Source organism: Psychroflexus gondwanensis ACAM 44 (assembly GCF_000355905.1).
Lineage (GTDB): Bacteria > Bacteroidota > Bacteroidia > Flavobacteriales > Flavobacteriaceae > Psychroflexus > Psychroflexus gondwanensis.
On sequence record NZ_APLF01000001.1, the window covers coordinates 116,945 to 143,684 of the forward strand.

Below are 26,740 nucleotides of genomic sequence, written 5' to 3' on the forward strand. Positions count from 1 at the left end.
TTATTCGTCTCTTAATGCATCTATCGGTTTAATTCTTGCTCCTCTCCAAGCGGGAAAGAAACCAGCAATTGCTCCGGCTGCTATTAATAATATCAATGTGGAAACTGCAATACTGAAGTTTACACTTGGGTTTCTAATAAAATCTAACTCTATATAAGGTCCTACAATTTCTAAAAGGGCAAGGCCAAATATCAATCCAAATAGACCAGACACGGAAGTAACAAATATAGACTCATGCAAAATCATACCTACTATGGAAAGGGGTTCAGCTCCAAGAGCTTTTCTAATCCCAATTTCTTTGGTACGTTCTTTTACGATAATGAGCATAATATTACTTACACCAATAATCCCAGCTAGTAAAGTGGCAATACCAACACCCCAGAAAAATATTTTCATAGCATTTATTAGCAGATATATTTCTTTAGTGTTTTCTATATTGTTGCTTATAAATAATGCACTTTCATCTTTAGGGTCTATCTGTAGTTTAGATTTTAACATTTGTTCGATCTGGGCTGCAAAAGCATTAGATTGCTTTAAGGCTAGGTCGTAATTCTCTTCTTTAGGGAGAGTATAGCCCATAGATCTGATATCTGTTCCTGCTCCAAAAACAATTTGAGCTGTTGAAATAGGAACGTAGACTCTAGTTTCTTCTCTATCCCCACCTGGATCCGTGAATACACCAATAACTTTAAAATTAAGTCCTGATACTTCTATGTATTCGCCTATTGGTGACTTGTCTTTAAAAAGGTCTTTTTTGGCTCTGTTTCCTATAACCGCATACTTTTCTTTAGCCTTTACATCGTTCATGTTGATAAATCGCCCTTCTATAATATCTGCTTTCTCCAAAAATTGATAATCTGGTAAAATTCCTTCTACACGATAACTTCCTGATTCGTTTCCGTAAGATACTAAACCAGCAAAAATCTGATATAAAGAAGAGGCAAATTCAATTTCTTGATCGGTTTCTCTATTGACCAAAGCGTAGTCTTCATTTGTAAGTTGGATGCGCCGATCTTTATTAAATCCTTTATAAGCAATACTGGTTGAACCTGGATAAATATTAATAATATTCTCAGCATCATTCTGAAATTGTTTCTCAACTCCATTTTGAAATCCTACACTTACGCCTAATAATACTACTAAAATGAATATCCCAGAAGCTACAGAAACTCCTGTAAGAAAAGTTCTTAGTTTATTTTTTGAAATGGTTTCAAACACTTCTTGCCAACGTTCTAAACTAAACATCTTGCATTGCTCTTACTTGGGTTATTTTTCTATCATCTATAATGACTCCATCTTTTAGGTTCACTATTCGCTTAGTCATTTGAGCAATATCTTTCTCGTGAGTAACTATTAAAATAGTCCTACCTTCATCATTTATTTTTTGGATTAAATCCATGATTTCATAAGATGTTTTCGAATCTAAAGCTCCGGTTAACTCATCTGCAAGTAGAACTTTTGGATCACTCGCTAATGCTCTTGCAATGGCAACTCTTTGTTTTTGCCCTCCCGAAAGTTCATTAGGCTTATGAGTCGCCCAATCTGCAAGACCTACTTTTTTAAGATAAGCCATAGACCTTTCCATCCGTTCTGCTCTTTTCATACCTTGGTAGAACAAAGGAAGAGCTACATTGTCTAAAGCAGATTTATAATTAATCAAATTGAAAGATTGAAAGATAAATCCTAAAAACTTATTTCTATATTGAGCGGCAAGTTTCTCATTAAGGTTTTTGATTGGCACACCGTCTAACGTATATGAACCTTGGTCTGCTTCATCAAGCATTCCAAGAATGTTAAGAAGAGTAGACTTGCCAGACCCAGAAGATCCCATGATAGCAACTAATTCTCCTTCTTCTACGTTAAAATTTATTCCCTTCAACACGTGAAGAGAGTTCTTTCCCATTTTGTAGGACTTATGCAAATCTTTAATTTCTATCATAATTGAGTAGTTACTTCTATTAAGACATGTAAATGTTAGAAATGTTACAGAGCGGCTTGTTATTAAAGTGTTAAAATTTAAATAATATTTATGAAACTAGATACGTTTATGGTTTAGATAAATTGAAAGCAGGGTTATATTTGTTTAAAAAACCTTTGGACACAATCAATTTAAACAACATAAGAGTTTATGCCTATCACGGCTGTTTACCAGAAGAAACCAAAATAGGAAGTGATTATAGAGTGGATATAAGCGTTGATGCAAATCTGGATATATCAGCAAAATCAGACGAGCTCTCTGATACAGTAGACTATGTTCATCTCAATAAAATCGTAAAGGAAGAAATGGCTATAGCTTCTAAACTTCTGGAGCATGTCGCTAAGCGCATTATAGACAGAATATTCTCTGAACTCGAGATGGTGAAAAAGGCAAAAGTAAAAGTTGCAAAAGTAAATCCACCATTGGGAGGCGATGTGGAGGATGTCAACATTACTTTATCTAAAAAAAGGGATTGAATCTAATTCCTAGATTAGCATTGGGGATAAAAAAAATTTCTTAAATTTGCAGTCTTCGAAAAAGGTGTCGTGGCCGAGTGGCTAGGCAGTGGTCTGCAAAACCATCTACAGCGGTTCGAATCCGCTCGACACCTCTTCTAACTGATATAAAAAAGCCCAATAAGTATTGGGCTTTTTTCATCTAAAACTCATCGACTTTATAAGAAACGTTTTCTAAATTTTTTTCAATTTCCTCTATTTCCTTTGGAATGAGACCTCTAAGTATTAAAATCAATCCAAATATAATTAACAGAAAACTGATTCCCTTTTTAAATAATGTGATTCGCCTAGGCGTTAGCTTATTATTCAGTTTTTTAGCTAGCAGTATTTTTAAAACATCAACGAGTAAATACGTCACAATTATGCTTGTAAAGAAAATAACTAGCCTTGATGCTTCCATTTCTAAAGAGGGGCCGAATATGATAAGCAGTCCTAGCCAAAATCCTAAAACCCCTATATTGATAAAATTGAGCAAAAACCCTTTAGCGACAATTCCAAGATAGTCTTTGCGCTTCAGCTTTTGGACTTCAAAATCGGCTTTGGTATAGGTTGCGTTTTTAGCTTTTATATAGGCGATAAGTCCGTAAATGGTTAATACCCCTCCTCCAAATATAAACAGGCCAGGGTCGTCTTTTATACTGCGAAGTAATTGATTTGTACTAAAATAAGCGATAAATATAAAAACAATATCTGCAAGAATAACACCTATATCAAAGGCAAAAGCAGCTTTAAAACCCCTTATGGCTGCAGTCTCTAACAGAATGAAAAAAGCGGGTCCCACCATAAAGGCTAAAAAAAAACCTAAAGGGATTCCTGAAAGTATATCTTGCAACATTTAGTTATGTCTATAAGTTTCCTCAAAGTTAGCAAATTGTGTCTAACTTGGTTTTTTTATATCCTTTAGATTCAGTTGTACCGTGATGTTTCCATCCCACTCATTCTCTTCTATAGTATATACAATATCAAATTTTTCATCTTTTTTCATCAGATCTTTTTTATCTCCCAATCCAAAACCTATCGCTGTAAATACAATTCCATTTTGAATTAAGTTCGCCTTCAAATGTAAGCCTTCTTCTCCCAAGGCCTTTACAAATCCTGTTGTTGACATATTTCTAGTGACAAATGTGGGTTTCATATTTCTTGGTCCAAAAGGGGCAAACTGCTTGAGGATTCTAATAAGTTTAGGGGTGATGTCTTCAAAAGCGATTTCAGAATCATATAAAATTTCTGGAATGAGAAGCTCAGGATCTATAGTTGATTTTACGACCTCCTCGAATTTATTTTTGAAATTTTCAAAATGTCTCTCTTCTAGAGTTAGACCAGCGGCATACTTATGTCCACCAAACTGTTCAATAAATTCAGAAGAACTCTCTAAAGCATCATAAACATCGAAACCTTTTACAGATCTAGCGGAGGCCGCTAGTTTTTCTCCACTTTTTGTGAAAACTAATGTAGGCCTGTAATAAGTTTCTGTGAGCCTTGAAGCGACAATACCAATCACTCCTTTGTGCCAATGGGGTTGATAAACGACTGTGGTGCTTCTTGCTTCTTCTTTTTGCTCCCTAATCATGTCGAGAGCCTCCTTGGTAATTGACTTGTCTGTCTCTTTACGGCTAGAGTTGTATAACTCAATATCTTTAGCCAAGACCTTTACTTTTTCGTAATCGGTTTCACACAGGAGTTCGGTGGCTAAAAGACCGTGCTTCATCCTCCCCGCGGCATTTATACGAGGACCAATCATAAAAACAACATCGGTAATAGTCAGTTCCCTTTTCTTTGTGTTTTCTAAAATAGCTTTAAAAGCAGGGCGGTTTCTCGAGTTAATGATTTTTAATCCAAAATGAGCTAAAACTCTATTCTCTCCAGTTATGGGGACAATATCAGAACCTATTGCCGTAGCCACAAGATCCAAATAAATATAAATCTGTTGTTGTGGCTTATTGAGTTTTGCTTGTAAAGCTTGCACGAGTTTGAAGCCTACTCCGCAACCGCATAATTCATCGTAAGGATAATGACAATCATTTTGTTTAGGATCCAAAACAGCTATAGCGTTTGGAACAGTAGCTCCCGGCCTATGGTGGTCACAGATAATGAAATTGACGCCTATCGACTTCGCGTAATCAATTTTATCAATAGCTTTTATACCGCAGTCTAAGGCAATGATTAGGTCTATTCCTTGTGCTTTGGCATAGTCGATTCCTTGATATGAAATACCATAACCCTCCTCGTATCTATCGGGTATATAACTTAGCACATCAAACCCTAATTTTTTGAGGTAAGTAGTCATTAAAGCAACGCTGGTAGTTCCATCCACATCGTAGTCACCAAATACCATTACAGGTTTGTTGCTTTCTAAGGTTTCTAGAATATGTGAAGTTGCTTTTTCCATACCTTTCATTAAAAAGGGATCGTGGAGGTCGTCTAAACTAGGTCTAAAAAAGGTTTTGGCTTTTTCAAAAGTTTCGACTCCTCTTTTAATGAGGAGTTCTGCGATAGGCAGACTCACACCAATAGCTTTCTGAAGGTGTTCAGCTTTCTGAAAATCGGCTTCTTGAGTTAAAGTCCAACGCATGATAGATTTTGATTAAACAAGTTTTTCTTTAAATGGGGTTTCGAGATTTAATATCTCTAAAATTAAAGATTCCAATTGAATTTTAAAATCTGGAAGAAGTGCTTTCAAGTTTAAATTTGTTTTGGTTTGAGAACACGTCATAAATCCGGATTTTAAATTCCTTAACGAAATGATTCCTGCCGTCCCGTTTTCTCCTAAGTCTTCTTCTTTCAGTAAAGAATAAAATAAGACTTGAAAGGCTTTTGAATATTTATAATCATCGACAAAATGAGTCCAATTTTCGGGGATTTTCAGATCTTTACTCTCAACTCTGCCCGTTTTATAATCGATAATCCTCAGTTGGTTGTTGCACAAATCTATTCTATCTACGGTTCCTTTCAATTTAATCGGAAAATCAATATCGTCAATCGTTATTAATTTTTTTGCTTCATTCTCTAGTTCTAAAATTTTTACTTGATTTGACTTTACAAGCTCCTTCTCTTGAACTAAAAAACGCTTGATTTGTTGTTTAGCAATTTCAAAATCAATTAAATTTTTACCGTTTTGAAGAGCCTCTTTAGGAAACTTTTTTTCAAATAAAGTCTTGATAACGTTAGGATATGCTTTAAGCATCTGGTCAATATCCTTAGAGTCTAGAGGTTTGCCTATATAATTCCTATACAAAAGGTCCAGACAATCATGAATAACAGTCCCTTGTGTCCTGTAAGAAATATCTTCTTCGATTTGGTCTACCTCTTTAATGCCTAAAACATACCTGCGATAAAAGTCAATGGGATTCCGGATGTAAGTTGTAAGGGCAGATGGAGAAATACCATATTGAAAAAGTGACTCCAATTTCTCTATCATTTGAGGCGTTTTACGAACCTCTTTCAGAACAGTTTTCTTTTGCTCTGTGTTAGAAACTGCAGTGTGGTTCTTTACCAAATGTTGAGGGGCTTTAAAAATTTCCAATTGAGTCAGAAATCGACTTTTTTCTGCCTTTTCAATTCCTGAGGTAGCATTATTATAAATAAAATGGCACCGACTAGAGCGCTGTATAAGCCTAAAGAAGTGGTAAGCATAAATAGCATCTTTTTCTTTATAAGTAGGGAGCTTATAGGCTTTTTTCAGATCGAAAGGGATAAAGCTGTTTTGAGATTTTCCAGAAGGTAAAACGCCTTCATTTAAAGAGGTAATAATAATATTTTTGAAATCTAATACTCGACTTTCCAGCATTCCCATTATTTGCAGCCCTTGGTATGGAGACCCTTCGAAATCTAGAGTTTCTGAGGATAATATGTCTAGATAAATGAGATGAAATACCTTAAAGTCTTTGACTAACTCTGAAGACTCCATCAAATTCTTTAATTTTGTGAATAGCTTTTTGAACCCAAATAAATATTCCATTTGAAGGACATCAGAAGAGAAATTTGGTTTCAAAATCTCAATGATTTTTAGGCAATTACTGAGAAATTCATTAACAGAGCCATCTTTTATAAAGATACTAAGCTTGAAAATTGTTAGCAAATCAGAATCAAAAGACTGGCAAGACTCTAAGAAGTCTTCTTTAGATTGAAAAATGATATTGTTTTTATGTATCCGGGTCTCAATAGATTGTAGCTCTTCTTGATATGCTTTTTTAAGAACAGGATGCCCGCATAGCTCCAACAGTGTTTTAAAATGTAATCGATCTTCATTTTGAGACCTTATTGTGAATAAGACCTCAAAAAAGGAGACCATATTGGTCTGGTGTAAAGGCAAACCCATGGTGACATTTACTTTTTTTATATTCTCTGGGAGTGAATTTAGGATAGGCTGGAGTAAGGTCTCATCCCCTAAAATCAAAGCGGTTTCATTGAGCTCATCCTCACTCATTTTGGATAGAAGGTCACCTACAAGTTTTGCTTGTCCTATTTTTTTAGGAACTCCATAGATATTTATTTCTTTTTTATTTAGATAGGAATTGGTTGAGGAGGCCAAACTTTCTAGAGAATAATGTGGCCACGTTTTTGAATAGTGTCTTAGAAACATGCCAGCAATATGGTTATCATAAAGATAATTGTCGATATCCCAAAAAACCTTCCCTCTATTTTGGTTGAGAATGGTCTGAAAAATGACTTCTTCGCAGGTATTTAAGGCATTGAAGCCTATTAAATAAAAATTCCTTGAAGAGTTTTTGGTATAAGCTTCTATGTTTTTGACAGCTTCAAGATAGGCCATACCTTGGTAGGCCTTGTTTTTGGACTTTAAGTCAGCCTTTAATTCTTGGTAATACTTAGGTAATCTCTCCCAAAATTGAATATAATTTTTGACCAATTCTGTTTTCACATCCGATTTCGACCAATGTTCAATATCTTTTATAGCTTTAAGGTTGCCAAAAAACTGATTTGCATCTATTTGATATCGATCTATTTCATTAAAATCTTGAATAATAGATTGGCCCCAATTGTAGACTTGATCTATGGGTTCTTGATGGTTTGGGTCTGTATGGTCTTTGTAGATGTTATAAAATTCAAATAAAGTTTCTAAATTGTTAATCAGTTTTACTTCAGAAACATCTTCAATGAATTCTTCAATACTTTGAACTGGTGGAACGATAAAGCTTTCGCCTTGATTTCTCTGTAACAATTCTTTTGAAAAAGCTTGAGCAGCCCTTCGACTGGGTAGGATAAACCGGCAATGGTCTAAGTTGACATTTTGTAATTGAGAAACCACATGAGCTATAAAACTTTCCATAGGTTAAAAATAAAAAAACACCCCGATATGGGGTGTTTTTAAAAATTATTTTTTTAAATAAGTTACTTTTTCAAGTTAATTTCAACTCTTCTGTTTTCTGCTCTACCAGATCTTGTATCGTTACTTGCGACTGGTCTTTCTTCTCCAAAACCAGCAGATGATAATCTAAATTCATCTACACCATTTTCAACTAGGTAAGATTTTACAGAAAGCGCTCTAGCTTCAGAAAGTCTTTTGTTGTTTTGATCACTACCAACACTGTCAGTATGTCCTTCCACTGTAAATTTAGCATTAGGATATTCGTCAAGAATTGAAATAATAGCAGCTAAAGCTTCTTCAGAATCTTTTGTAATTGTTGTTTTACCAGTATCGAAATTGATGGTTTTAGCATATTCATTCAATTCTTTTTGAACTTCTTCAGTGACTTCTGGACAACCGTTATTTGCCTTAGTACCAGCAACATCTGGACACATATCATCTTTGTCTAATACACCGTCTCCGTCAGAATCAGGATAAGGACATCCGTTGTTTGCTTTTGGTCCAGCTTCATTTGGACACTCATCATCCTTATCTGCTATTCCATCCTTATCTGCATCTGGACATCCATTTAAAGCTTCAGAACCAGCTTCGTTTGGACAATCATCATTTGGATCTGCAATACCATCACCATCAGAATCTGCGCAACCGTCAAATTCTTCTAATCCAGCAGTATCAGGACATTTATCATCTTTATCAACAATACCATCACCATCAGAATCTGGGCAGCCGTTAAATTCAGCTAAACCTGGTACATCTGGGCACATGTCGTCTTTATCGTAAACACCGTCTCCGTCAGAATCAGTTCCACCAAATGAGATAGTTACACCAGCAGAATGTTGAAAATAGTCGAAGTTACTATCTTCAAAAGCAGTTTTAAAAGAAGATTTAACTGTGAAAGCAATGTTGTCACTAAACCAAAAGTTAATACCTAAATCTGAATCAAATGTTGAAGCTCCGTTGTCATCTAACCAATAATATCCTGCACCAACTCCTAAAAATGGATCAATAACAGTAGTGTTTAAAAGGTTTTTGAAATTATATTGAACGCCAGCCCCTAAGTTATAAAAACTTAAATCAGCAGCTGAAGTACCTCCTAGTCGATCTATTTGGTTTATCGAACCGTTTAATGTAGCAGAAAAACCATCTCCAACATATCTTTTTACTTCAAGGTAAGACACTGATGGCAAAAAATTCCAATTATCCTCCGCGTTAAAATATTCACTAAATAAGCTTCCACTTGAGATTTCTCCCGGAATATTTCCATTATCGGCAGCATAAAAATCTACTGCATTAGTTCCAATAACAATAGCCCAAGGGTTCTTCTCGTCTTGTGCTTGCATACTGAACACTCCTAAAGAAAGTGCGAGTAGCAAAAAAAGTTTGTTCAATTTTTTCATGTTTTTTTAGTTTTAGTTTATTATAAAATCTATCAATAGTTAACAAATGTAAAATTAAAATCGCTAAAAGCATTAACTTTCGATAATTTTTAAGTGATTACCAACCTTTACGAAGGCCTCAATTGCTTTATCGATCTGTTTTTGGTCATGTGCAGCGGATAACTGAACACGTATTCTTGCTTTACCTTTTGGCACTACCGGATAGAAAAACCCAATCACATAAATACCTTCTTCTAGTAGCAAAGCAGCCATTTCTTGGGCTAATTTAGCATCATAAAGCATAACAGGAACTATAGCAGATTCTCCATCAATAATATCAAATCCAGCATCTTTCATGTGTTTTTTGAAATAAGATGTATTTTCTGTAAGTTTTTTTCTTAAAGTATTGTCATTTTTGAGAATATCAAAAACTTTTATGGAAGCTCCTACTATTGATGGCGCCAAAGAATTCGAAAATAAATAAGGACGAGATCTCTGTCTTAAAAGATCTATGACTTCTTTTTTGCCAGTTGTATACCCACCCATAGCACCACCTAAGGCCTTGCCTAAGGTTCCTGTTATAATATCGACACGACCTAAAACACCTTTTTCTTCTAGGGTTCCAATTCCTTTTTCGCCTATAAAACCAGTAGCATGACATTCGTCAATCATAACTAATGACTCATACTTATCTGCTAAATCACAAATTTTATCTAATGGAGCAACTAAGCCATCCATAGAAAAGACACCATCGGTTACAATTAATATATGTCTAGCACCGTCTTCTTTGGCTTGTTTTAATTGTGCTTCAAGATCTGACATGTCCCCATTTTGATATCTATATCTAGCAGCTTTACATAATCTCACTCCATCAATGACTGATGCATGATTGAGCGAATCGGAAATAATTGCATCTTCTTTGGCCAGCAAGGGCTCAAAAACACCTCCGTTCGCATCGAAACAAGCAGCATAGAGAATAGTATCCTCGGTACCATAAAATTCAGCAATTTCATGTTCCAGAGTTTTGTGTATGTCTTGAGTTCCACATATAAACCTTACACTGGACATCCCAAAACCATGAGTATCTAATGTGTCTTTTGCAGCTTTAACCACATCTGGGTGAGAAGATAAGCCTAAGTAGTTATTTGAACAAAAATTCAAAACGCTTTTACCAGAATCTAAAGTGATTTCCGCTCCTTGTGGAGAAGTGATAATACGCTCTTTTTTATATAGCCCATCATCTTTTATATTTTGTATTTCTTCTGCAAGTTGATGTTTTAGTTTATTTGAATACATATATTTTCATTTTACTGCAAATTTAAACAATCTTTACTTCAATAGATTCATTTAGATAAACGAGCAGTTTATTCTTAACATTATATTTTAAAGCTATCAAAGATTCAGCATACATATTGATCTGATTGATGTGCTGATTTGATGCTTTTCCAGTTTTATAATCGATCAGAACAGCATTTCCGTCCTTAATATTTACCCTATCGGGTCTTAAAAGTTGATCTCTAAAAAAAATATCTTTCTCATTCCATACCTCATATTCGCTATAAAAGTAATCCTTAAGCTTATCGTGTGTGACTATTTTATTGAGTGATTTTCTATAAACTTCTAGTTTCTCCTCTTCAAAAAATCCATTGGTATAATGCCATTCTAATGATGCATTAATATCGCTTTGAATATGTATCCTGGATAAAAGGGAATGAATCAAATTTCCTTTTTGAAGGGCGTCTGCAAGATCCTCATTCCATAGTTTTCCAGCAGTTGTTACAAGATTTAAACTAAGACTCGGGGAAGGGGAATGAAATTTAAAACTGATGTTTTCTACTTCAGAAACTCGCCCCTTTTTAGGTAGAGTACTTTTACCCCACTCATATTCAATTAAGACCTGGACGGTTTCACCTTTAGATTCTAGGTAACTCATAAGTAAACCTGAGTAGGTATTAAGTTTTATTTTCCCACTTTTATCTCTATCATCTTCTGAAAGGATAAACAACTCCGATGCCGCACGGGTTAAAGCCACATAAAGAATATTGATGTTTTCCATTTCTAATCCGTTTACTAAGTCAAGATAGCTGTCTGTATAATTAGGGTTATCTATATCTTTTCCAGGTTTAGTGATAAGAGCAAAGGGGATTTGGAATTTTTCTGGCAGTTTTACCCAAAGATGACTAGTCCCCGTATAATCGATCTGTTGCTTAGCATAAGGAAAAATCACAACCGGAAATTGAAGTCCCTTACTTTTATGAATGGTCATGATTTGTACGGCATTTTCACTTTCTGTACTCACAATGCTTTTACTCTTACCTTGGTTTGACCAATAGCCTAGAAAAGCATTTAGATTTCCATTTTGCTTTTGCGTGAATTCAAAAACCTCATCAAGAAAAAACTGGAGATATGCACTTGCAAATCTTTCAACTTGAAATTTATGGATGAGATATTCTACGGCATCGTAAAAGGGTAGGGTATGAAAGTGTTTGGGGTCGAAAGTGAAGCCGAACTGCTTTAATTTTTCCCAGAAGACGTCCTTCTCTTTATGGAGTGTGTTTCTTAAAATAGTAAAATGCTCTTCTTCTGAAAACGATAATCTTGTCAAGACTTCCTTTAGAACCTCAGCTTTAGACAGCTCATCTTTATCATCATTTAAAACATGTAAAAGAGCTAAAACAAACTGAACTTGATCGTCTGATTTAATCAGTAAAGTTTCAGAAGAAATTATTGGAATATTCTGTTGATTTAAATATTCTGCAATCGCAATGCCTTCAGATTTTTGTCGAATTAAAATACAAATGTCCCCTAGTGGAAAACCTTGTTCTTTCTTTTGAAGTATTATTTTTAGAATTTCTTCTGGGTATACTTCAGCTCTTTCCTCATTGCTTGAGGCTTCTAAAAATCTAAGATTAACGTATCCTTCCTCAGTTTTATGCACCTTTTGCTTTAGGTGTTCTTCGCTAAACAAAATCTTTAGCTTCTCATCATTAAGCTGATGGCCAACAAATTCAAAAAAATCATTATTGAAAGAAACAATAGCCTTACTACTCCTAAAATTGCTACTTAAGGTTTCCACGCTTGGATCTGTGGAGAATGGAGAATTCCCCTGAGAAAGATCTATAAATTGATGAGCATCTCCGCCTCGCCAAGCGTAGATGGATTGCTTGGCGTCTCCCACAAGAGTTAAAGTGCCGGGTTTTTCGTCATCAAATAAAGCGGAAAGGGCATTTCCCGTTAACGGAATCAAATTATTCCACTGTAGTCTTGAGGTATCTTGAAACTCGTCTATAAAATAATGCTGAAATTTCTCTCCTAAGCGTTCAAAAATAAAAGGAGCGGGTTGTTTCTTTATTTCCTCACTTATCTTTTTGTTGAAATCTGAAATCAACATTATGTTTTGCTCGTTTTTGAGGAGTTCCATTTCCCCCTTTACGGCACCTAGTAAAGATAATTGGGTGATGTTTCGGTGTACTTTCTCATATAGTTTCTTATTGGAATAAAGAGATCTAACCGCTTCAAATTTTTCTACAATAAAACTTTTCATAGAAAAGACCTTAGCCTTTACCTCATCGTTAAGCTTTTTGGTGACATAGGTGTCTTCATCTTCTAGTGTGCTTTGCCATTGTGCAGTAAAAGTAAGCGTAGCCCTATCCTCGGTGAGTTTTTTAAAGAATTTCGGGATATAACTCCCTTTGAAATCTTTTGCCTCTAGTCCATTATCTTGCATTTCACTTAGAAAGGCGTTTCCAATGGAAAGCAGATGTTCATCGATCGACAAAACTTCTTTTTTAAGCTTAGTTTTAAATTGTTTGAAGTCCATCAGACTATACTCTTTTAAAAGGTTGATGTATGCTTCATCCTTTTCACTTAAAAGAAGGCTTGAGGCATTGATGATATCTAAACTTATGTTTCCGCTTTTATCATCCTCTACTTTTTCTGTAGCAAAATCAATGAGAACTTTGGTAAGCTCTTCCTCTTTTCCTGCTTTTTCAACAACACGTTCTACAGCCAGTTCCAAAACTTGCTTGGTATCCATCTCTATGTCAAAATTCATAGATAGGCCTAAATCTTTCGCAAAAGTTCTTATGATTCTATGAGTAAATGCATCTATAGTGGAGACCTCAAAAGCGGCATAATTATTCAAAATTTCGTTAAGAACTTTTTTAGATTTCTTCTGAATTTGCTCCTTGGTTAAGCCTGTGCTTTGATGGATTAATAGGAGCATAGGGTCACCTTCCATAGTGGTTTTACCTTCAGAAAAACTCAAGAGATACTCCAAAATCCTAGATTTCATTTCCCCAACAGCTTTATTGGTGAAAGTGATGGCTAAAATATTTTGAAAGCTATTATTTTTGGGAGAAGAAAGAAGCAAGCTCAGGTAGCGCTCTGCTAATTTGAAGGTTTTACCAGATCCTGCAGAAGCATTGTAAATCCTAAAATTGGACGTTGTCAACATCATTTAAATTTTAATGGGAAGGTATTAAATTTGATTCTAAAGTCTTTTAAAAATCTAAAACCCTTTTTAATACCTTATAGAGCGTTTCATTCCCCAGAGGCTTGACTTAAGATTCTTGATTTAGCGTATATAATCTGTTTTAAGTAAATAATAACATCAAAAAAACCAAAAACAAAGTCATAATACTTACTTTTGGTTGTAATATATTAACAAAAAAATCAGATTATGGCTTTTGAATTACCAAAATTAGATTACGCTCATGATGCACTTGAGCCACATATTGACGCAAAAACGATGGAAATTCACCATGGTAAGCACCATGCTGGATATACCAAAAAATTAAATACTGCTTTAGAAGGTTCAGATTTAGAAGGTAAAACTATAGAAAACATACTTATCAATCTGGATCTATCCAACAAAGCAGTGAGAAATAACGGAGGTGGCTTTTATAACCACAGTTTGTTTTGGAAAGTGATGTCTCCAAAAGGTGGTGGAAAACCATCTGGAGAATTAGCAAAGTCTATCGATGATTCTTTTGGATCTTTCGAGGCTTTTAAAGATGCTTTCTCTACAGCTGCTGCAGGTCAATTTGGTTCTGGATGGGCTTGGTTAACTGTCCATAATGGTGGTAAAGTAGAAGTTTGCTCTACAGCAAATCAAGACAACCCGTTGATGCCTAATGTAGGCCATGGTGGAACACCTATTTTAGGATTGGATGTTTGGGAACATGCTTACTATTTGAATTATCAAAATAGAAGACCAGACTACATCGATGCATTTTTTAATGTCATCAACTGGGAAGAAGTTGCAAAACGCTATTCAGAAAATAAATAAGCCTTACAACTATTTAAAGCTGCTTACATCTGTAAGCAGCTTTTTTGTTTTAATAGACTAGTCCAAATAAGGTTTTAGTTTTTGAAAGACCTCATCAGGAGTGATGTCGTGCATTACTTTTTTATAGGCCTTTAGCTTTTTATTCCCATATACGGAAGTTGGTAACAAGGGATATTTTTTTAAATCGGGTAACAATTGTTGATCTTCGGTTTGTCCATAGGGAGCAAATCCTGCATACGGATGAGTTGCCCCCCACAAAGTGATAACGTCTACTCCAAACATAGCTGCCAAATGCCCATTCCCACTATCCATAGAAAGCATAACTTCTAAATTAGAAATGAGCTGTAATTCTTCAGGAAAACTAAACTTGCCTGCGATAGAATAACACTTCTTAAAATCTTTAGCGAGAGACTCCAAGCGCTTTTTTTCTTTTGATCCTCCTCCGAATAACAAAACTTGTACGCCTTTTTCATTCAATTTTGCAATAACCTGCTTCATAAGTTTTAAAGGGTATTGTTTTGGAGAATGTGCTGCAAACGGGGCAATACCAATCCATTTTTGAGTGGTGTCTAATTCCTTAAAAGTAGATATAGACTTAGAAAGAGCGAGTCTTTGCTTATCGATTTTAAAGGTTTTATCTAAAGGTAAATTTAGCTTCTTGAATACATCTGCATAACGCCTGTGTGTCGATTTCAATGGCTTAAAAATCTTATTATCTGAGCGTGTTAAGGCTTTTTTCTCTGGGCGACCTTTGTCTATCCTGTAATAGTCATGTCCCTTTACTTTTAAAAATCCGCATAAAATGCGAGACCTTAAAACATTATGTAAATCTGCAATAGAATCAAATTCTAGACGATGAAGGCTTTTAGCCAATACCCAAAGTCCAGAAATCCCTTTATGTTTAGTTTTTACTTCTGCTTTTAACACTTGAACTCTATCTAAATGCTCAAAAAGGGAAGCGAAGAATGGTTTTGTGAGAACAGTGATTCTTAATTTTGGATAGGTTTCTAGGAGTTGTTTTAGGACTGGTACAGTCATAGCCACATCTCCCATAGCAGATAAGCGTATGACTAAAATGTGGCTTGGATGTTTCATGTTAGCGTTTACTTCTCAAGACAGGATTCATTTCATCGTCATTGTACATCTTCATTTGCTTGTAGACTTTCATATACTTATCGCCTAGTTTTATGTCCTCCAAAAGTTGATCTATGGCAAGCGACAGGTCTTTTCGTTGCTCCAATAAAATATTGAGTTTTGCTTTACACGTCATTTGATGTTTCTCTGAAGCATCAGTTCTGTTAGCTTCTTCATTCATATGGTAAATCTTTAAGGCTAAAATAGAAAGCCTGTCAATTCCCCAGGCTGGGCTTTCAGTATTGATTTTGGCATCAGATTTAGGTTCTACACTATCAAATAAATCCAAAAAATAACTGTCCACATATTCTACGGTATCTGTTCTATCTTGATTGGAAGCATCAATTTTTCTTTTAAGAACCAAAGCATCTTCAGGAGAAATATTGGGGTCTCTTATTAAATCTTCATAATGCCATTGAACCGTATCTATCCAGCATTTTCTGTATAGCAAATGCTCTATAAGGGAGTCTTTCCTGTCGAATGGATTGGTAAAGTCTTGATGGACCTCGTCTTTAACGTGATAAGTTTCGATAACCTGAATGAATATTCTATTTGATTTTTCTGAAAACATAAGATGACTTTTTAATAATTAAGGCAAATATACCAAGTGTTTTTAAAACAAACTTGCTTAAACGTTCTTGACTCTATTAATATATGGCAGAAAAAACTACACCACTCAACATAAGAGCGTAAAAAATCTCCTTTGTCCACTTTTTGGTAGTTTTTAACTGGAAGTAATTCCCTATTAAAATAGATAAAGGAAAAATAAGATAAATAATATCCACGGAAATTAAAGTCTTGTTTAATAAAAGGACTGCAAGAGATACTACCAAGAAAACCAATACAAGAGTTATACTCTCACTTTCATGGAGTTTTGAGCGATTGTAAATCTTCGGAAATTGAATAATAACCCATAATAAAAACAATAGGGATAAGCTTAATAAAATACTGTACTTAAAATTGGTGAATAGACTTTCTATACCACCAAAGTGAGGGAGATAAATGGAGTAATTGACGAAGCTATTTTCAACTATAAGAATAAAGGAGGTATAAAGTACAAAAGCTACAATCATACCGAATAAAGGTATGATGAAGTGTCTATAATTTTGTGAGGCGTACATGATGACTCCAAAATAAATGAAAATTAAGAAGAAGAGATGAAAAGGTTCGAAGAGAATGGAGATCATCAATAAAAATCCAGAGTCAAAAATCTTCTGTTTTACAGCTTTATTTGTTTTTAAACTTAAAATTTTTCTCATCGATAAGAGTAAAAATAAGTAGCTTAAAATAAACTCAGAAGATCTTAACAATTCTGGGAAGGCAATGCTTAAAAAGACAAAGCTTGATACTGCATAGCTATTTGATTTATGAATCTTATTGCGTTTTACCAAAAAATTGAGTAAGAAAATGATGAATAAGAAAACAGCTAATATGCCAATTTTATTAATCGCAAAGCTTGTACTCACCTCTTCAGAATTCGATAGAAAATTTTCAATAAAAAAAGCCACAGCAAACAGGATGCTTATGATGACAAAAGCAATGGGTTTTGAATGACTAAAAAACCTTGTTAGCATAGTCTAATTTGTTACTTTTGCAAAGTAAATATAATATACTACAGACATGAAGGATTTTTTTGAAGGTATTGCAAGTTTATTTCAAGATGTTTTGTTTTTACCTTTAGATGCTCTTAGAGAACTACAGGAGGATTCTTGGTGGGCCGCTAATGGATTGAATTTCTTCTTCATACTCATCGTTTTTGTTGCTTTTCTCTATTGGATGAAACAACTGAAAAACTTTGATGAAAACGATAAAGAAGACAAAAGCATTAAGGCTCATTCATTTTTAGGAAAGGATGCGGAATTAAACTAAGTCTTGTCCCAGATCTCTTCTGAAATATTTCTTATCAAAATTGATGTTTTCTACATTTTTATAGGCTGTTTGTAAAGCGGCTTGAAAATTATCATCAAAAGCAGTAACTGCTATTACACGACCGCCGTTAGTTATAACTTGATCGTTTTTGCTTTTGGTACCAGCATGACAAATAAATAGATCCTCTGTATTTTTAATCTCTTCTAGACCGGTTATAACTTTCCCTTTTTCATAAGCTTCAGGATAGCCTCCAGACACCAGCATAACAGTTGAAGCATATCTAGGATCTATGCCCAACTCTAGTTTAGAAATAGACCCTTCACAGGTTTTTGAAAGTAGGTCAAGTAAGTCGTTTTTAATTCTTGGGATAACAACTTCGGTCTCCGGATCACCTAATCTTACATTGTATTCTACAACAAAGGGTTCATCGCCAACTTTCATCAAACCAATAAATAAAAATCCGGTATAATCTATGCTTTCTTTGTTTAAGCCATCTATACTAGGCTTTACGACTTTTTCATCTACTTTTTTCATAAAAGCATCATCGGCAAATGGAACAGGAGAAATGGCCCCCATTCCGCCTGTATTCAACCCTGTATCTCCTTCTCCTATACGTTTATAATCTTTGGCATTGGGTAGAGTGAGGTAATGTTTACCATCGGTTAATACAAAAACACTTAGTTCTATCCCTTTTAAAAATTCTTCTATGACGACCTTTTCTGAAGCTTTACCAAATTTATTATTGGTTAGCATATTTCCAAGTTCATCTTGAGCCTCCTTAAGGCTACTTAGAATGAGGACTCCTTTTCCCCCTGCAAGTCCATCTGCTTTTAGCACATAAGGAGGCTTCATGGTTGTTAAAAACACTTTACCAGCCTCTAAGCTCTCTTTATCAAAACTTTGGTAAGCTGCTGTGGGGACATTATGGGCTTTCATAAACTCCTTAGCGCGTTCTTTACTTCCCTCAAGTAAAGCTCCATATTTAGAAGGGCCAACAATTTTCAAATAAGAGAACTCACTTCTATCGTCAAAATAATCTTTAATCCCTTCCACTAATGGAGCTTCAGGACCAACAATCAACATATCAATTTGGTTCTTTTTCACGGCCTGAGCTACCTCTTCAAAATTGAGAATATCCAATTCGAGATTTGTAGAACATTGAGCAGTTCCAGCATTACCAGGAGCAACATATAAACTTTTACAAGAAGAGCTTTGTGCTATTTTATAAGCTAAAGTGTGTTCACGACCACCGCTACCAAGGATTAAAACATTCATGAGTTTATAAACTAAGATTATGCTTCAAAAGTAAATGTTTGTAAATTGCTTCACTAATTAAACACTATTTTTATTATCAAGATGAATTCGAATTATAAGAAAATGTATCCAAAATTACTTAGAAAAGTTATAGTACCTCTTGGTGACTTGGCCTTTGGAGGAAATTATAATCTTCATCTTAAGGAGTGGAGAAAATTCGACAAACTTTCTGAAAAAGAACTTCGGTATATTCAAAAAGAACGACTTAAGGAAATTCTTCTATATTCTACAGAAAAGGTTCCTTATTATAAAACTGAGTTAGATCTTGATTTTGAAGATCCTTATAAAGCCCTAAAAAAAATACCTGTTTTAACCAAAGAGTTACTCAACAGTAATCATGATGATCTAATTGCAAAAGATTTTGATAAAGAAAAACTGAAAAAAAATTTCAGTAGTGGTAGTACTGGCAAACAGTCTTTTAGCTATACAACGCATAAATTAACTTATTATAACCAGGCCATTCAAAGGCATTGGTTTGAGTGGACAGGTTATCAAGAGGGAATTCCTACACTTCAATTTGGTATTTCACCAGACCGAGGTTTTATTAAGTCTTTAAAAGACTTTTTTTTTAATATTAACTATGAAAGTGCTTTTTCTTTAGACGATAAAGATTTTGAGCGCATAAATTTTAAACTGAAGAGTAAAAAAGTAAAATTTATTATTGGTTATCCATCTGCTATTTTCGAATTAGCAAAATGGATGGATTTAAATAACAAAAAACATAAAATCGATGCAATTATTTCTTTAGGAGACAAGCTTTTTGAACACTACGAAAGTGTCTTTAGCAAGGTTTTTATTTCTCCAAAAATATTAGATACTTACGGTTGTGCAGAAGGGTTTTTGATGGCCGCTAAATATGACACTCCTTTCTATTACATTACTTCGCCGCATGTTTATATTGAAATTGTGGATGATTATGGTAAAGAAGTTGATGAAGGGGAGCTAGGACATGTTTTAGTTACTTGTCTAACAAGTTATGCTCAACCCTTTTTACGATATAAGCTAGGAGATCTAGCTATAAAGTTAGAAAAATCTAATTATCCAAAAGATAAAAAATTCAACTATCCATTACTAAAAAAAATTATAGGTAGGGAGACTGATGTTATTAAAACCCCTTTCGGTAAAAACTTAATAGTTCATAGTTTTACTGGTATTTTTGAGCATTTCCCAATAATTTCTAAGTATAAAATTATACAAACTAGTAGTAAAACACTTTTAATAGAATACATATCAAAGGATAAAGAACATGACATTGCTATATTAAAAATAAAAAATAATTTAGATGAATTGACCCAAAAGTCAATGGAAATAAGCTTTAAAAAAGTAGATAAAATAAAAGCTATGTATTCCGGAAAACCACAAATTATTGAAATTCTTAATTCTTAAACTTTGCATCTCAACTACGGCAATTCTCAGTTTATCATGCACTCCAGTGGAAGCTTATATTGGCCTTCCAAGGAAGTCCTTCTTATTGCAGATGTTCATTTTGGGAAGATCGATCATTTTCGCAAAAATGGAAGTGCCTTGCCAAATGAAGTCAGTCTGGAAAATTTTAAAAAATTAGATCGTGTGATTGACGAATTTCAACCGAAAGGCATTATTTTTTTGGGCGATTTATTCCATTCTACTCAGAATAGAGATTGGGATAGATTTACTGCTTGGGTAAAGGAGCAAAGCATAAAGATGACTTTGGTTGTGGGTAATCACGATATTATCCCTTCCTACTATTTTGAAGATTTAGGGATTGAGGTTGTCCCATCTTTAAACATAGATACTTTATTTCTGTCTCATCATCCTGAAGAAAAACAGGGGTTTTGGAATATCTGCGGACATCTACATCCTGGTTATAGATTAAGAGGTCAAGGAAAGCAACAGCTAAAACTATCTTGTTTTTATAAAAAAAAATACCAATTAATTTTACCAGCCTTCGGGGCCTTTACGGGTCATTTTTTGATTGAGCCAGAAGACAATGAAGATGTTTTTATCCTTGCAGAAAATGAGGTGTTATCGCTTAGATAACTTCAGAGCTCACCATGCCATTCCTTATAAAACTGATCTAGATAGCTAACCATATAATTATGTCGCTTTTCAGCAATTGCTTTCGCAGAATTTGTATTCATCTTGTCTTTCAGCAATAATAATTTTTCATAAAAGTGATTGATGGTTGGAGAATTAGACTTTTTATAGTCTTTCTTACTTTGCTCGGGATGAGCAGGAACACTGGGATCGTAAATTGGATTGTTTTTGAATCCCCCAAAATTAAAAGTTCTTGCGATACCAATTGCTCCAAGAGCATCCAATCGATCTGCATCCTGAACAATTTCTAGTTCTTTAGAATGGAAGTCACTATGGGAATGCCCTCCTTTATAGGAGACGTTTTCTATAATCTTAATAACATGCTCTAGATCTTTTTGCTCGATAGTTTGAGTCTCTAAGAAAACGCGTGCCTTTTGTGGTCCAATCTCCTCATCTCCTCCATGAAATTTTGAATCTGCAATGTCATGAAGCAAACTGGCTACTTCTACAATAAATGAGTTCGCCGTTTCAGATTTTAAAAGGTGTTTGGCATTGGTATAAACTCGTAAAATATGAAACCAATCGTGACCACCTTCAGCATCTTTGAGACTGTCTTGGACAAAGTTTTTGGTATTGGAAATAACTAGTGCATCTGACATAAATTGAGATCTAATTGTGTTGGACTTGACTGGATATTTGTTCTTCTAAAAGTGCAATTAACTCTGGGATTTTAAAATTCTTGGCCTCATGAGGTTTCAGGACTTCAAGTTTTAAAAACACGCCGACACCCAAAGGGAACATCCCGTTTTGTTGAAGTTTCCACGAGTTGTTTACACAAACTGGAACGACTACAGCTTCTGGGCAGGCCTCTAGTAAAGCGGTAAGACCTTTGCTTGCAAACTCTTTGATTTGCCCTGTTTTGCTTCGGGTACCTTCAGGAAATATGACAGCAGATCGCTTGGTTTCTGATATGTATTTTCCTAGTTTTTTAATTTCTCCTAAAGCTTGCGCAGCATTTTTTCTATCTATTAGGACAGAACCTCCATGTCTTAAATTATAAGAAATAGAGGGAACACCTTTTGCCAGTTCTTTTTTACTGATAAACTTGGGATGTAATTTCCTCATGTACCAAATAATTGGAGGAATATCGAACATGCTTTGGTGATTGCAAACAATAATATGTGGGCGATCTGTTTCAAAAGTAAAACTATTATTATACTGAAAACGAGTTCCCACAATATTCAAACAACGCAGTAGAAAAAAGTTTAAAATATCTACACTTTTTTTGTGAGCTTGATAACCAAAGGCATTAAACGCGATCCATTGGTAGGCATGAAAAACTACAAGGGTTAAACCAAAAAACAAATAGAATATAACGGAAAGACTATAGGAGAAGACTTTTTTCATCAATTGAATGCTGTAATGTATAAGGCTTAAAATTACGATTTACTTATAAATATCTGGCTAAACTAAATTTAAAATTCAGCTATAAAAAAAGCCATTTTCAATGAAAATGGCTTTTTAGAAATTTGATTTTTTTAGCAATGCTGGTTATAAGCATCCATAAGGTTATCTGCAATCAATTCTGCAGGTCTGCCTTCGATATGATGTCTTTCTAGCATGTGAACGAGCTCTCCGTTTTTGAAAAGTGCCATAGATGGCGAACTTGGAGGGAACGGTATCATTTTAGATCTTGCTTCATCTGTCGCTTCTTTATCTACTCCTGCAAAAACAGTAACGAGGTGATCTGGAGATTTAGAATTTTTCAAAGATTTTATAGCTCCGGGTCTAGCGTTTGCCGCAGCACAACCGCAAACTGAATTGACCACAACCAAAGTTGTTCCTTCTTTGGCTAAAGCCATATCAACATCAGCTTTGCTTCTTAATTCATTAAAACCTACAGCAGTAAGTTCTTGCTGCATTGGTTTTACTAATTCTGGTGGATACATATGCTTAATTTTTAATTTATATTCATTATAAATACAAATGTATAAAAAATGTCTTCTATCTCTATTGGTCTTAACACAATGATTTCAATTCTATTAGTGATCGTTTAATCTATCTTAAAAACAATAACTTTTTGGATATAAATACAACGATGATTTTATATTTGCAATCTAATATTTTATAATTTGAAGTGGATAGGTGCCATTCTTGGCTTTTTTTACATGCGTTTTGGTGGTGCGATCTTAGGCTTTATCATCGGTTCTATTTTAGACAGAATTTTTTCTAGCTCTTCCAAAGGGGGAGGCGGAGGCTTTGGAAAAGTATTTCAAGAACAAAAGGGAGAAGTCTCCCCTGGAGATTTTGAACTTAATCTCCTTTCGTTGGCCTCTTTAGTCATAAAAGCAGATGGCAAAGTTACCCAAAAAGAAATGGATTATGTGAGGTTGTATTTTGTTCAAGCTTATGGAAAAGAAAGAGCTAATGCAACGTTTAGAACTTTTAATGAGGTCATTAAAGACAGAGAGATTTCCGTTCCTAGAATTTGTGAATACCTTAGACCAAGAGTTCGTTATGAAGTGAGACTTCAAATCCTTCATTTTCTTTTTAATATCTCCAATGCAGACGGGCATGTTTCTGAAGCAGAGCTTCAGGTATTGCTCTCTATCTCTCAGAATCTTCGTGTAGCTCATTCCGATTTTGAAAGTATAAAAGCCATGTTCTTCAAATCTGCGGACGATGCTTATAAAATCTTGGAAATCGAGAAATCTGCCTCAGATTCCGAAGTTAAAAAAGCCTACAGAACTATGGCTAAGAAATACCATCCGGATAAATTACAACACATGGACCAGGCCTATCAAAAGGGTGCTCAAGAGAAGTTCAATAAGGTTCAAGAAGCCTATGAACGAATTCAGAAAGAAAGGGGCTTATAGTTTAAAAGAGTTGTTGTAAGACTTCCAGAGATTTGGGCTTTCTAAACCCTTGCAATTGCAGTTCATAATAGAGCATCATAAAGTCTAGAAAACTCTTTCTTCTCTCTTGATTAAGCTTTAGGTTTTCAGCTCCACCATAGTTTTCGAGTTTTATCAATTCTTTTAATAATACTGAATTTGTATTGTTGAAAGAATACATATTATATTCTTTCAGCTGAAAAACACCATTTAACATATCAAAATAGGGAAAGTCTGTACTGCTTTGATCTGGAGAAAATCCTAAAAAACTAGTTAGTTTCACTATAAAATGTAGGTGGAAATTTTTAATAGAGTCTACTTGATCTAGATATATAAGACTTTCCTTCAGAAACTGGAACAGGCTTTCGTTTTTTTCCTCTTCCTGGATACTGCTTTTTAAAACTTCAGCCAGAAACATCACAATGGTAGATTTGAAAATATCTGTATGTAAAGTTTGTAAAGGATGATCTATTTTTACTTCCTTTAAATACTGTAAATTTTTGTTTTCTTTATAAGTAGCTTCAATTTCTAAAAGAGTCAATTGCTGAAATAAAGAGACTCTCATTCTTCCTTTTTTCGATTTCCGAATTCCTTTGAGCATAAAGGAAACCACTCCTTTTTCAAGCGTAAAACATTTTACTATTAAATCTGCCTCACCAAATTTTACATTTGAAATGACAATGGCTTTAGTTTTAAGTTGCATTTTTTAGGCTATCGTATAATCATTATTTTACCAACCTTCGTTTCAATTTGATCCTCACCTGTTACCACAATAAAGTATACACCCGACGCTACTTTATGCTTCCCAAAAGCCCTAGTATCCCATTGAAGAGATCCCCCATCCACAAACTCTTCAAACACAAGATTACCGCTTACATCTGTAATCTTCACATTGGCACCATTTGTAAGGCCATCTATAATGACAAGCCCTGTGTAGTTCGGTCTTACGGGGTTGGGATATGCTCTCAGGTTTTCTAAAGTTTCATTTCCTGAAGTGACTCGGCTAGAATAAGATAATAACCCACTCGTAGTCCCAAAGAAAACTTCACCTGTAGATTGATTGATGCTCACAGTTCTTACACTATTTGTAGGAAGCGGGGAATTATCGACATTAAAAATATTTAAAATATCTTGACCGTTTGCAGAAACTTGAAACACTCCAGAATCTGCCGTAGAAATCCATTTGTTGTTAGCTCCATCCGTAGTAATATCGGTTATAAACTGCTCAAAAAGTAACTCTTGTGGGAGACCGTCTACATCTTCTATGATAATTGGAGAGACTCTTACATTTTGATTTTCATTAAAAATAGCAGTTGGATTCGACATCACCCTTAAACCCGCTTGAGTACCTATCCATAAACGAGAATTTTGGTCTATTTCTAAAGCTGTAATGTTAGGATTCGCATTGAAAGTGTCAGGAAATTCAACGCCTTGTATGTTACTAGAAATCAAAGCTGAGGTGTTTGTAGTTGGACTGTAAGCGACTACTCCATCTTTAAGAGTTCCTATAAAAATATTGTTATTATTATCGATGACCATTTTTGAAGATGAGGTTTCTGTTGGATTTAAGTAACCGTCCGACATGTCGATATTTACAAATTCCCCATTAGCATTCAAGCGTTTCAGCTGATTTTCTGCAATTGAATTGGTAAAGTACAAATTACCTTGACTGTCAAAAACACTAGCGCCTATCCTATTATCGTTGATGTTGCTAGGAACTCCTTCAATGATACTGTTGGAAGAATCATACTGTTGGATAAGTTCATTATTTTCAATCTCTAAAAGCCCATCGAAGAAGCTGCTTACAAAAACACGATTGGGGTTAGACGGGTCAATTGAGACATTAGAAAGCTCTCTCGCATTATTTAAATTCTCCACATCAATATTTATCCATTCCTCTTCTGTAAGGTGGCTAAGGCCTCTAGAATTTAAAGGGAAAGGGTTTAAAAATTGATCGTATTCCCCAAAAGTGACCCAAAGATCACTTGCCGTGGCTTCTAGACTGAAAATCCTATTTAATAAAGGCCCAGCTGGACTCAATTCTGAAAATACGGTTGTACTGGAGTCTTGAAAATTGAGAAGGCCTAGACTACTATGCCCCAAAAAATATTGTCCATTACTGGATACTGAAGTGTTAATGGAAAACTCTGCATCTTGAAGTTGGTCAATAAACGCTTCTAGATTAAGTTCAGAATTATAAGCTGAGACTTGATTGGCGGCAGTGATAACAAGTTGCTCTCCACTTACGTTGAAGCCAGTAACGTTGGAACCGACAGCATTAAAAATAGAAGCAGTTCCATTTTGTAATGTAGAAATTGTATTGTTATTTCTTAATCCAAAAATAGTATTAGAAAAATTTAAAACACCTTTCCAATTCCCGGTATACTCGGTTTGCCAGACCTCAAAATCTATCAAATTAGGACTTGTAATATCTGCAGATTTAATGCCTTCTAGACTTGTGGCTGCGTAGATTTTCCCCTCTAAAATGGTAATCTGATTGATTTGAATTTGGCTTCCATTTGTTCCTATAAAAAAAGAATCTTCAAACTCTAAATTTTGAAGGCTATATTCAGCAATCCCAAAATCGGTAGAAATATAAAGTTTGCCTTCAAATTCAAAAAAATTGTTGATCCGTTTATTGTTTGGTGATATGGAAATTTTATCTCTAATGTCAACCACCGAAAATATGTTTTGGTTGTTATCCATCACAATTTGAATAAGACCATCCTCGTAACCTATACAGGTTAAGCCATAGTTTTCAGAATGGTATATTTTGGAAATTTTATTACCCGATAAGCCTTCAATTGAGGTGACTGTTTGGAGGGTTTGAGTAGGAATGTCGTAAATGAAATAGGCGTTTTCTGCAGCAGCATAAACCTTGTTACCGCTTTCATCTAAATCTGTAATATTATAATAGGAGAAGTAACCTTTCCACCGATCGGAAAAGTCTTGACATAAAACGATAGAGGGAAAAATAAGAAAGATTAAAACAAAATTCTTCATTGGTATAAAGTCTAGGGCTTTAAAA

At 34.7% G+C, this 26,740-nt stretch carries 23 protein-coding genes and 1 tRNA gene; 7 read left to right on the forward strand and 17 right to left on the reverse strand.

The features are described 5' to 3' along the window. Together PGOND44_RS00540 and PGOND44_RS00545 are read right to left on the reverse strand one after the other, a co-directional pair. A complete protein-coding gene (locus tag PGOND44_RS00540; RefSeq protein WP_003434712.1) occupies window positions 1-1,245 on the reverse strand; it encodes an ABC transporter permease in 1,245 nt (414 codons plus the stop codon). Further along, a complete protein-coding gene (locus PGOND44_RS00545; protein WP_003434715.1) occupies window positions 1,238-1,939 on the reverse strand; it encodes an ABC transporter ATP-binding protein in 702 nt (233 codons plus the stop codon). The genes PGOND44_RS00540 and PGOND44_RS00545 overlap by 8 nt, the downstream gene beginning before the upstream one ends. A gap of 155 nt (window positions 1,940-2,094) precedes the next feature. Here PGOND44_RS00545 and folB point away from each other — a divergent pair, with 155 nt between their 5' ends. Together folB and PGOND44_RS00555 are read left to right on the forward strand one after the other, a co-directional pair. Beyond that, window positions 2,095-2,454, forward strand: a complete 360-nt coding sequence (gene folB / locus PGOND44_RS00550; RefSeq protein WP_040555646.1) for a dihydroneopterin aldolase — start codon at window positions 2,095-2,097, stop codon at window positions 2,452-2,454. 63 nt (window positions 2,455-2,517) lie between these two features. After that, window positions 2,518-2,588: transfer RNA gene (locus PGOND44_RS00555), tRNA-Cys, on the forward strand. A 47-nt stretch (window positions 2,589-2,635) separates the two neighbouring features. Here the strand turns inward: PGOND44_RS00555 and PGOND44_RS00560 are convergent. The 6 genes from PGOND44_RS00560 to PGOND44_RS00585 all read right to left on the reverse strand — a co-directional run bounded on the left by PGOND44_RS00560 (window position 2,636) and on the right by PGOND44_RS00585 (window position 13,654). Further along, on the reverse strand, window positions 2,636-3,328 hold the full coding sequence (locus PGOND44_RS00560) for a LysE family translocator (protein ID WP_003434726.1): 693 nt from the start codon (window positions 3,326-3,328) through the stop codon (window positions 2,636-2,638). Window positions 3,329-3,370: 42 nt separating this feature from the next. Beyond that, window positions 3,371-5,065 (reverse strand): single-stranded-DNA-specific exonuclease RecJ, encoded by a 1,695-nt coding sequence (recJ, locus tag PGOND44_RS00565; RefSeq protein WP_003434728.1) that lies wholly within the window; start codon window positions 5,063-5,065, stop codon window positions 3,371-3,373. 12 nt (window positions 5,066-5,077) lie between these two features. Beyond that, window positions 5,078-7,780, reverse strand: coding sequence for a PD-(D/E)XK nuclease family protein (locus tag PGOND44_RS00570; protein ID WP_003434731.1), 2,703 nt, complete (start codon window positions 7,778-7,780; stop codon window positions 5,078-5,080). 62 nt (window positions 7,781-7,842) lie between these two features. After that, the gene (locus tag PGOND44_RS00575; protein WP_003434736.1) at window positions 7,843-9,216 is read right to left on the reverse strand and encodes an OmpA family protein; all 1,374 of its coding nucleotides are present in this window, start codon (window positions 9,214-9,216) and stop codon (window positions 7,843-7,845) included. Between the two features lie 72 nt (window positions 9,217-9,288). After that, complete coding sequence (kbl, locus tag PGOND44_RS00580) at window positions 9,289-10,491, reverse strand: glycine C-acetyltransferase (RefSeq protein ID WP_003434738.1); 1,203 nt, start codon at window positions 10,489-10,491, stop codon at window positions 9,289-9,291. Window positions 10,492-10,513: 22 nt separating this feature from the next. Continuing rightward, window positions 10,514-13,654: a UvrD-helicase domain-containing protein gene (locus tag PGOND44_RS00585; protein WP_155943772.1), complete on the reverse strand. Its 3,141-nt coding sequence runs from the start codon at window positions 13,652-13,654 to the stop codon at window positions 10,514-10,516. A gap of 222 nt (window positions 13,655-13,876) precedes the next feature. Between PGOND44_RS00585 and PGOND44_RS00590 the strand changes: the two genes are divergently transcribed. Then, the gene (locus PGOND44_RS00590; RefSeq protein WP_003434744.1) at window positions 13,877-14,485 is read left to right on the forward strand and encodes a superoxide dismutase; all 609 of its coding nucleotides are present in this window, start codon (window positions 13,877-13,879) and stop codon (window positions 14,483-14,485) included. Window positions 14,486-14,542: 57 nt separating this feature from the next. On the opposite strand, the gene PGOND44_RS00595 is transcribed toward PGOND44_RS00590, so the two are convergent. The 3 genes from PGOND44_RS00595 to PGOND44_RS00605 all read right to left on the reverse strand — a co-directional run bounded on the left by PGOND44_RS00595 (window position 14,543) and on the right by PGOND44_RS00605 (window position 17,193). Continuing rightward, window positions 14,543-15,580, reverse strand: a complete 1,038-nt coding sequence (locus PGOND44_RS00595; RefSeq protein ID WP_003434745.1) for a glycosyltransferase family 9 protein — start codon at window positions 15,578-15,580, stop codon at window positions 14,543-14,545. 1 nt (window position 15,581) lies between these two features. Continuing rightward, on the reverse strand, window positions 15,582-16,190 hold the full coding sequence (locus tag PGOND44_RS00600) for a DUF4254 domain-containing protein (protein WP_003434747.1): 609 nt from the start codon (window positions 16,188-16,190) through the stop codon (window positions 15,582-15,584). A 76-nt stretch (window positions 16,191-16,266) separates the two neighbouring features. Further along, window positions 16,267-17,193 (reverse strand): DUF6427 family protein, encoded by a 927-nt coding sequence (locus tag PGOND44_RS00605; protein WP_003434752.1) that lies wholly within the window; start codon window positions 17,191-17,193, stop codon window positions 16,267-16,269. Between the two features lie 46 nt (window positions 17,194-17,239). Here PGOND44_RS00605 and PGOND44_RS00610 point away from each other — a divergent pair, with 46 nt between their 5' ends. Continuing rightward, on the forward strand, window positions 17,240-17,488 hold the full coding sequence (locus PGOND44_RS00610) for a DUF6341 family protein (protein ID WP_003434755.1): 249 nt from the start codon (window positions 17,240-17,242) through the stop codon (window positions 17,486-17,488). On the opposite strand, the gene purD is transcribed toward PGOND44_RS00610, so the two are convergent. Beyond that, a complete protein-coding gene (gene purD, locus PGOND44_RS00615) occupies window positions 17,480-18,763 on the reverse strand; it encodes a phosphoribosylamine--glycine ligase (RefSeq protein ID WP_003434759.1) in 1,284 nt (427 codons plus the stop codon). The genes PGOND44_RS00610 and purD overlap by 9 nt on opposite strands. Before the next feature lie 102 nt (window positions 18,764-18,865). On the opposite strand from purD, the gene PGOND44_RS00620 reads away from it, so the two are divergent. Together PGOND44_RS00620 and pdeM are read left to right on the forward strand one after the other, a co-directional pair. Further along, window positions 18,866-20,188, forward strand: coding sequence for a phenylacetate--CoA ligase family protein (locus PGOND44_RS00620; protein ID WP_040555634.1), 1,323 nt, complete (start codon window positions 18,866-18,868; stop codon window positions 20,186-20,188). 3 nt (window positions 20,189-20,191) lie between these two features. Further along, entirely contained in the window at window positions 20,192-20,821 is a 630-nt protein-coding gene (gene pdeM, locus PGOND44_RS00625; RefSeq protein ID WP_003434764.1) for a ligase-associated DNA damage response endonuclease PdeM, read from the forward strand. Between the two features lie 2 nt (window positions 20,822-20,823). Here the strand turns inward: pdeM and PGOND44_RS00630 are convergent, their stop codons facing one another. From PGOND44_RS00630 to PGOND44_RS00640, 3 genes are all read right to left on the reverse strand, one after another. Beyond that, window positions 20,824-21,477, reverse strand: coding sequence for an HD domain-containing protein (locus PGOND44_RS00630; protein WP_003434765.1), 654 nt, complete (start codon window positions 21,475-21,477; stop codon window positions 20,824-20,826). A gap of 10 nt (window positions 21,478-21,487) precedes the next feature. Further along, the gene (locus PGOND44_RS00635; protein WP_003434766.1) at window positions 21,488-22,225 is read right to left on the reverse strand and encodes a lysophospholipid acyltransferase family protein; all 738 of its coding nucleotides are present in this window, start codon (window positions 22,223-22,225) and stop codon (window positions 21,488-21,490) included. 131 nt (window positions 22,226-22,356) lie between these two features. After that, window positions 22,357-22,767: a BrxA/BrxB family bacilliredoxin gene (locus PGOND44_RS00640; RefSeq protein ID WP_003434767.1), complete on the reverse strand. Its 411-nt coding sequence runs from the start codon at window positions 22,765-22,767 to the stop codon at window positions 22,357-22,359. Between the two features lie 183 nt (window positions 22,768-22,950). Here PGOND44_RS00640 and PGOND44_RS00645 point away from each other — a divergent pair, with 183 nt between their 5' ends. Beyond that, window positions 22,951-23,694 carry a TerB family tellurite resistance protein gene (locus PGOND44_RS00645; RefSeq protein WP_003434768.1) on the forward strand — a complete coding sequence of 248 codons (744 nt, stop codon included), beginning with the start codon at window positions 22,951-22,953 and terminating at the stop codon, window positions 23,692-23,694. A 1-nt stretch (window position 23,695) separates the two neighbouring features. Here the strand turns inward: PGOND44_RS00645 and recO are convergent, their stop codons facing one another. Beyond that, entirely contained in the window at window positions 23,696-24,415 is a 720-nt protein-coding gene (recO, locus tag PGOND44_RS00650; RefSeq protein WP_003434769.1) for a DNA repair protein RecO, read from the reverse strand. A gap of 8 nt (window positions 24,416-24,423) precedes the next feature. Beyond that, on the reverse strand, window positions 24,424-26,715 hold the full coding sequence (porZ, locus tag PGOND44_RS00655) for a type IX secretion system anionic LPS delivery protein PorZ (protein ID WP_003434770.1): 2,292 nt from the start codon (window positions 26,713-26,715) through the stop codon (window positions 24,424-24,426). Window positions 26,716-26,740: the final 25 nt, after the last annotated feature.

What these genes read in the sequence shown, in the direction of transcription:
- PGOND44_RS00590 (WP_003434744.1), top strand. Translation starts at nt 13,877, where the DNA reads ATGGCTTTTGAATTACCAAAATTAGATTACGCTCATGATGCACTTGAG.
- kbl (WP_003434738.1), bottom strand. Translation starts at nt 10,491, where the DNA reads ATGTATTCAAATAAACTAAAACATCAACTTGCAGAAGAAATACAAAAT.
- PGOND44_RS00595 (WP_003434745.1), bottom strand. Translation starts at nt 15,580, where the DNA reads ATGAAACATCCAAGCCACATTTTAGTCATACGCTTATCTGCTATGGGA.
- PGOND44_RS00570 (WP_003434731.1), bottom strand. Translation starts at nt 7,780, where the DNA reads ATGGAAAGTTTTATAGCTCATGTGGTTTCTCAATTACAAAATGTCAAC.
- porZ (WP_003434770.1), bottom strand. Translation starts at nt 26,715, where the DNA reads ATGAAGAATTTTGTTTTAATCTTTCTTATTTTTCCCTCTATCGTTTTA.
- PGOND44_RS00540 (WP_003434712.1), bottom strand. Translation starts at nt 1,245, where the DNA reads ATGTTTAGTTTAGAACGTTGGCAAGAAGTGTTTGAAACCATTTCAAAA.
- PGOND44_RS00560 (WP_003434726.1), bottom strand. Translation starts at nt 3,328, where the DNA reads ATGTTGCAAGATATACTTTCAGGAATCCCTTTAGGTTTTTTTTTAGCC.
- PGOND44_RS00600 (WP_003434747.1), bottom strand. Translation starts at nt 16,190, where the DNA reads ATGTTTTCAGAAAAATCAAATAGAATATTCATTCAGGTTATCGAAACT.
- PGOND44_RS00630 (WP_003434765.1), bottom strand. Translation starts at nt 21,477, where the DNA reads ATGTCAGATGCACTAGTTATTTCCAATACCAAAAACTTTGTCCAAGAC.
- PGOND44_RS00575 (WP_003434736.1), bottom strand. Translation starts at nt 9,216, where the DNA reads ATGAAAAAATTGAACAAACTTTTTTTGCTACTCGCACTTTCTTTAGGA.
- PGOND44_RS00620 (WP_040555634.1), top strand. Translation starts at nt 18,866, where the DNA reads ATGTATCCAAAATTACTTAGAAAAGTTATAGTACCTCTTGGTGACTTG.
- PGOND44_RS00640 (WP_003434767.1), bottom strand. Translation starts at nt 22,767, where the DNA reads ATGTATCCACCAGAATTAGTAAAACCAATGCAGCAAGAACTTACTGCT.
- PGOND44_RS00545 (WP_003434715.1), bottom strand. Translation starts at nt 1,939, where the DNA reads ATGATAGAAATTAAAGATTTGCATAAGTCCTACAAAATGGGAAAGAAC.
- recJ (WP_003434728.1), bottom strand. Translation starts at nt 5,065, where the DNA reads ATGCGTTGGACTTTAACTCAAGAAGCCGATTTTCAGAAAGCTGAACAC.
- PGOND44_RS00605 (WP_003434752.1), bottom strand. Translation starts at nt 17,193, where the DNA reads ATGCTAACAAGGTTTTTTAGTCATTCAAAACCCATTGCTTTTGTCATC.
- recO (WP_003434769.1), bottom strand. Translation starts at nt 24,415, where the DNA reads ATGCAACTTAAAACTAAAGCCATTGTCATTTCAAATGTAAAATTTGGT.
- PGOND44_RS00610 (WP_003434755.1), top strand. Translation starts at nt 17,240, where the DNA reads ATGAAGGATTTTTTTGAAGGTATTGCAAGTTTATTTCAAGATGTTTTG.
- purD (WP_003434759.1), bottom strand. Translation starts at nt 18,763, where the DNA reads ATGAATGTTTTAATCCTTGGTAGCGGTGGTCGTGAACACACTTTAGCT.
- PGOND44_RS00585 (WP_155943772.1), bottom strand. Translation starts at nt 13,654, where the DNA reads ATGATGTTGACAACGTCCAATTTTAGGATTTACAATGCTTCTGCAGGA.
- PGOND44_RS00635 (WP_003434766.1), bottom strand. Translation starts at nt 22,225, where the DNA reads ATGAAAAAAGTCTTCTCCTATAGTCTTTCCGTTATATTCTATTTGTTT.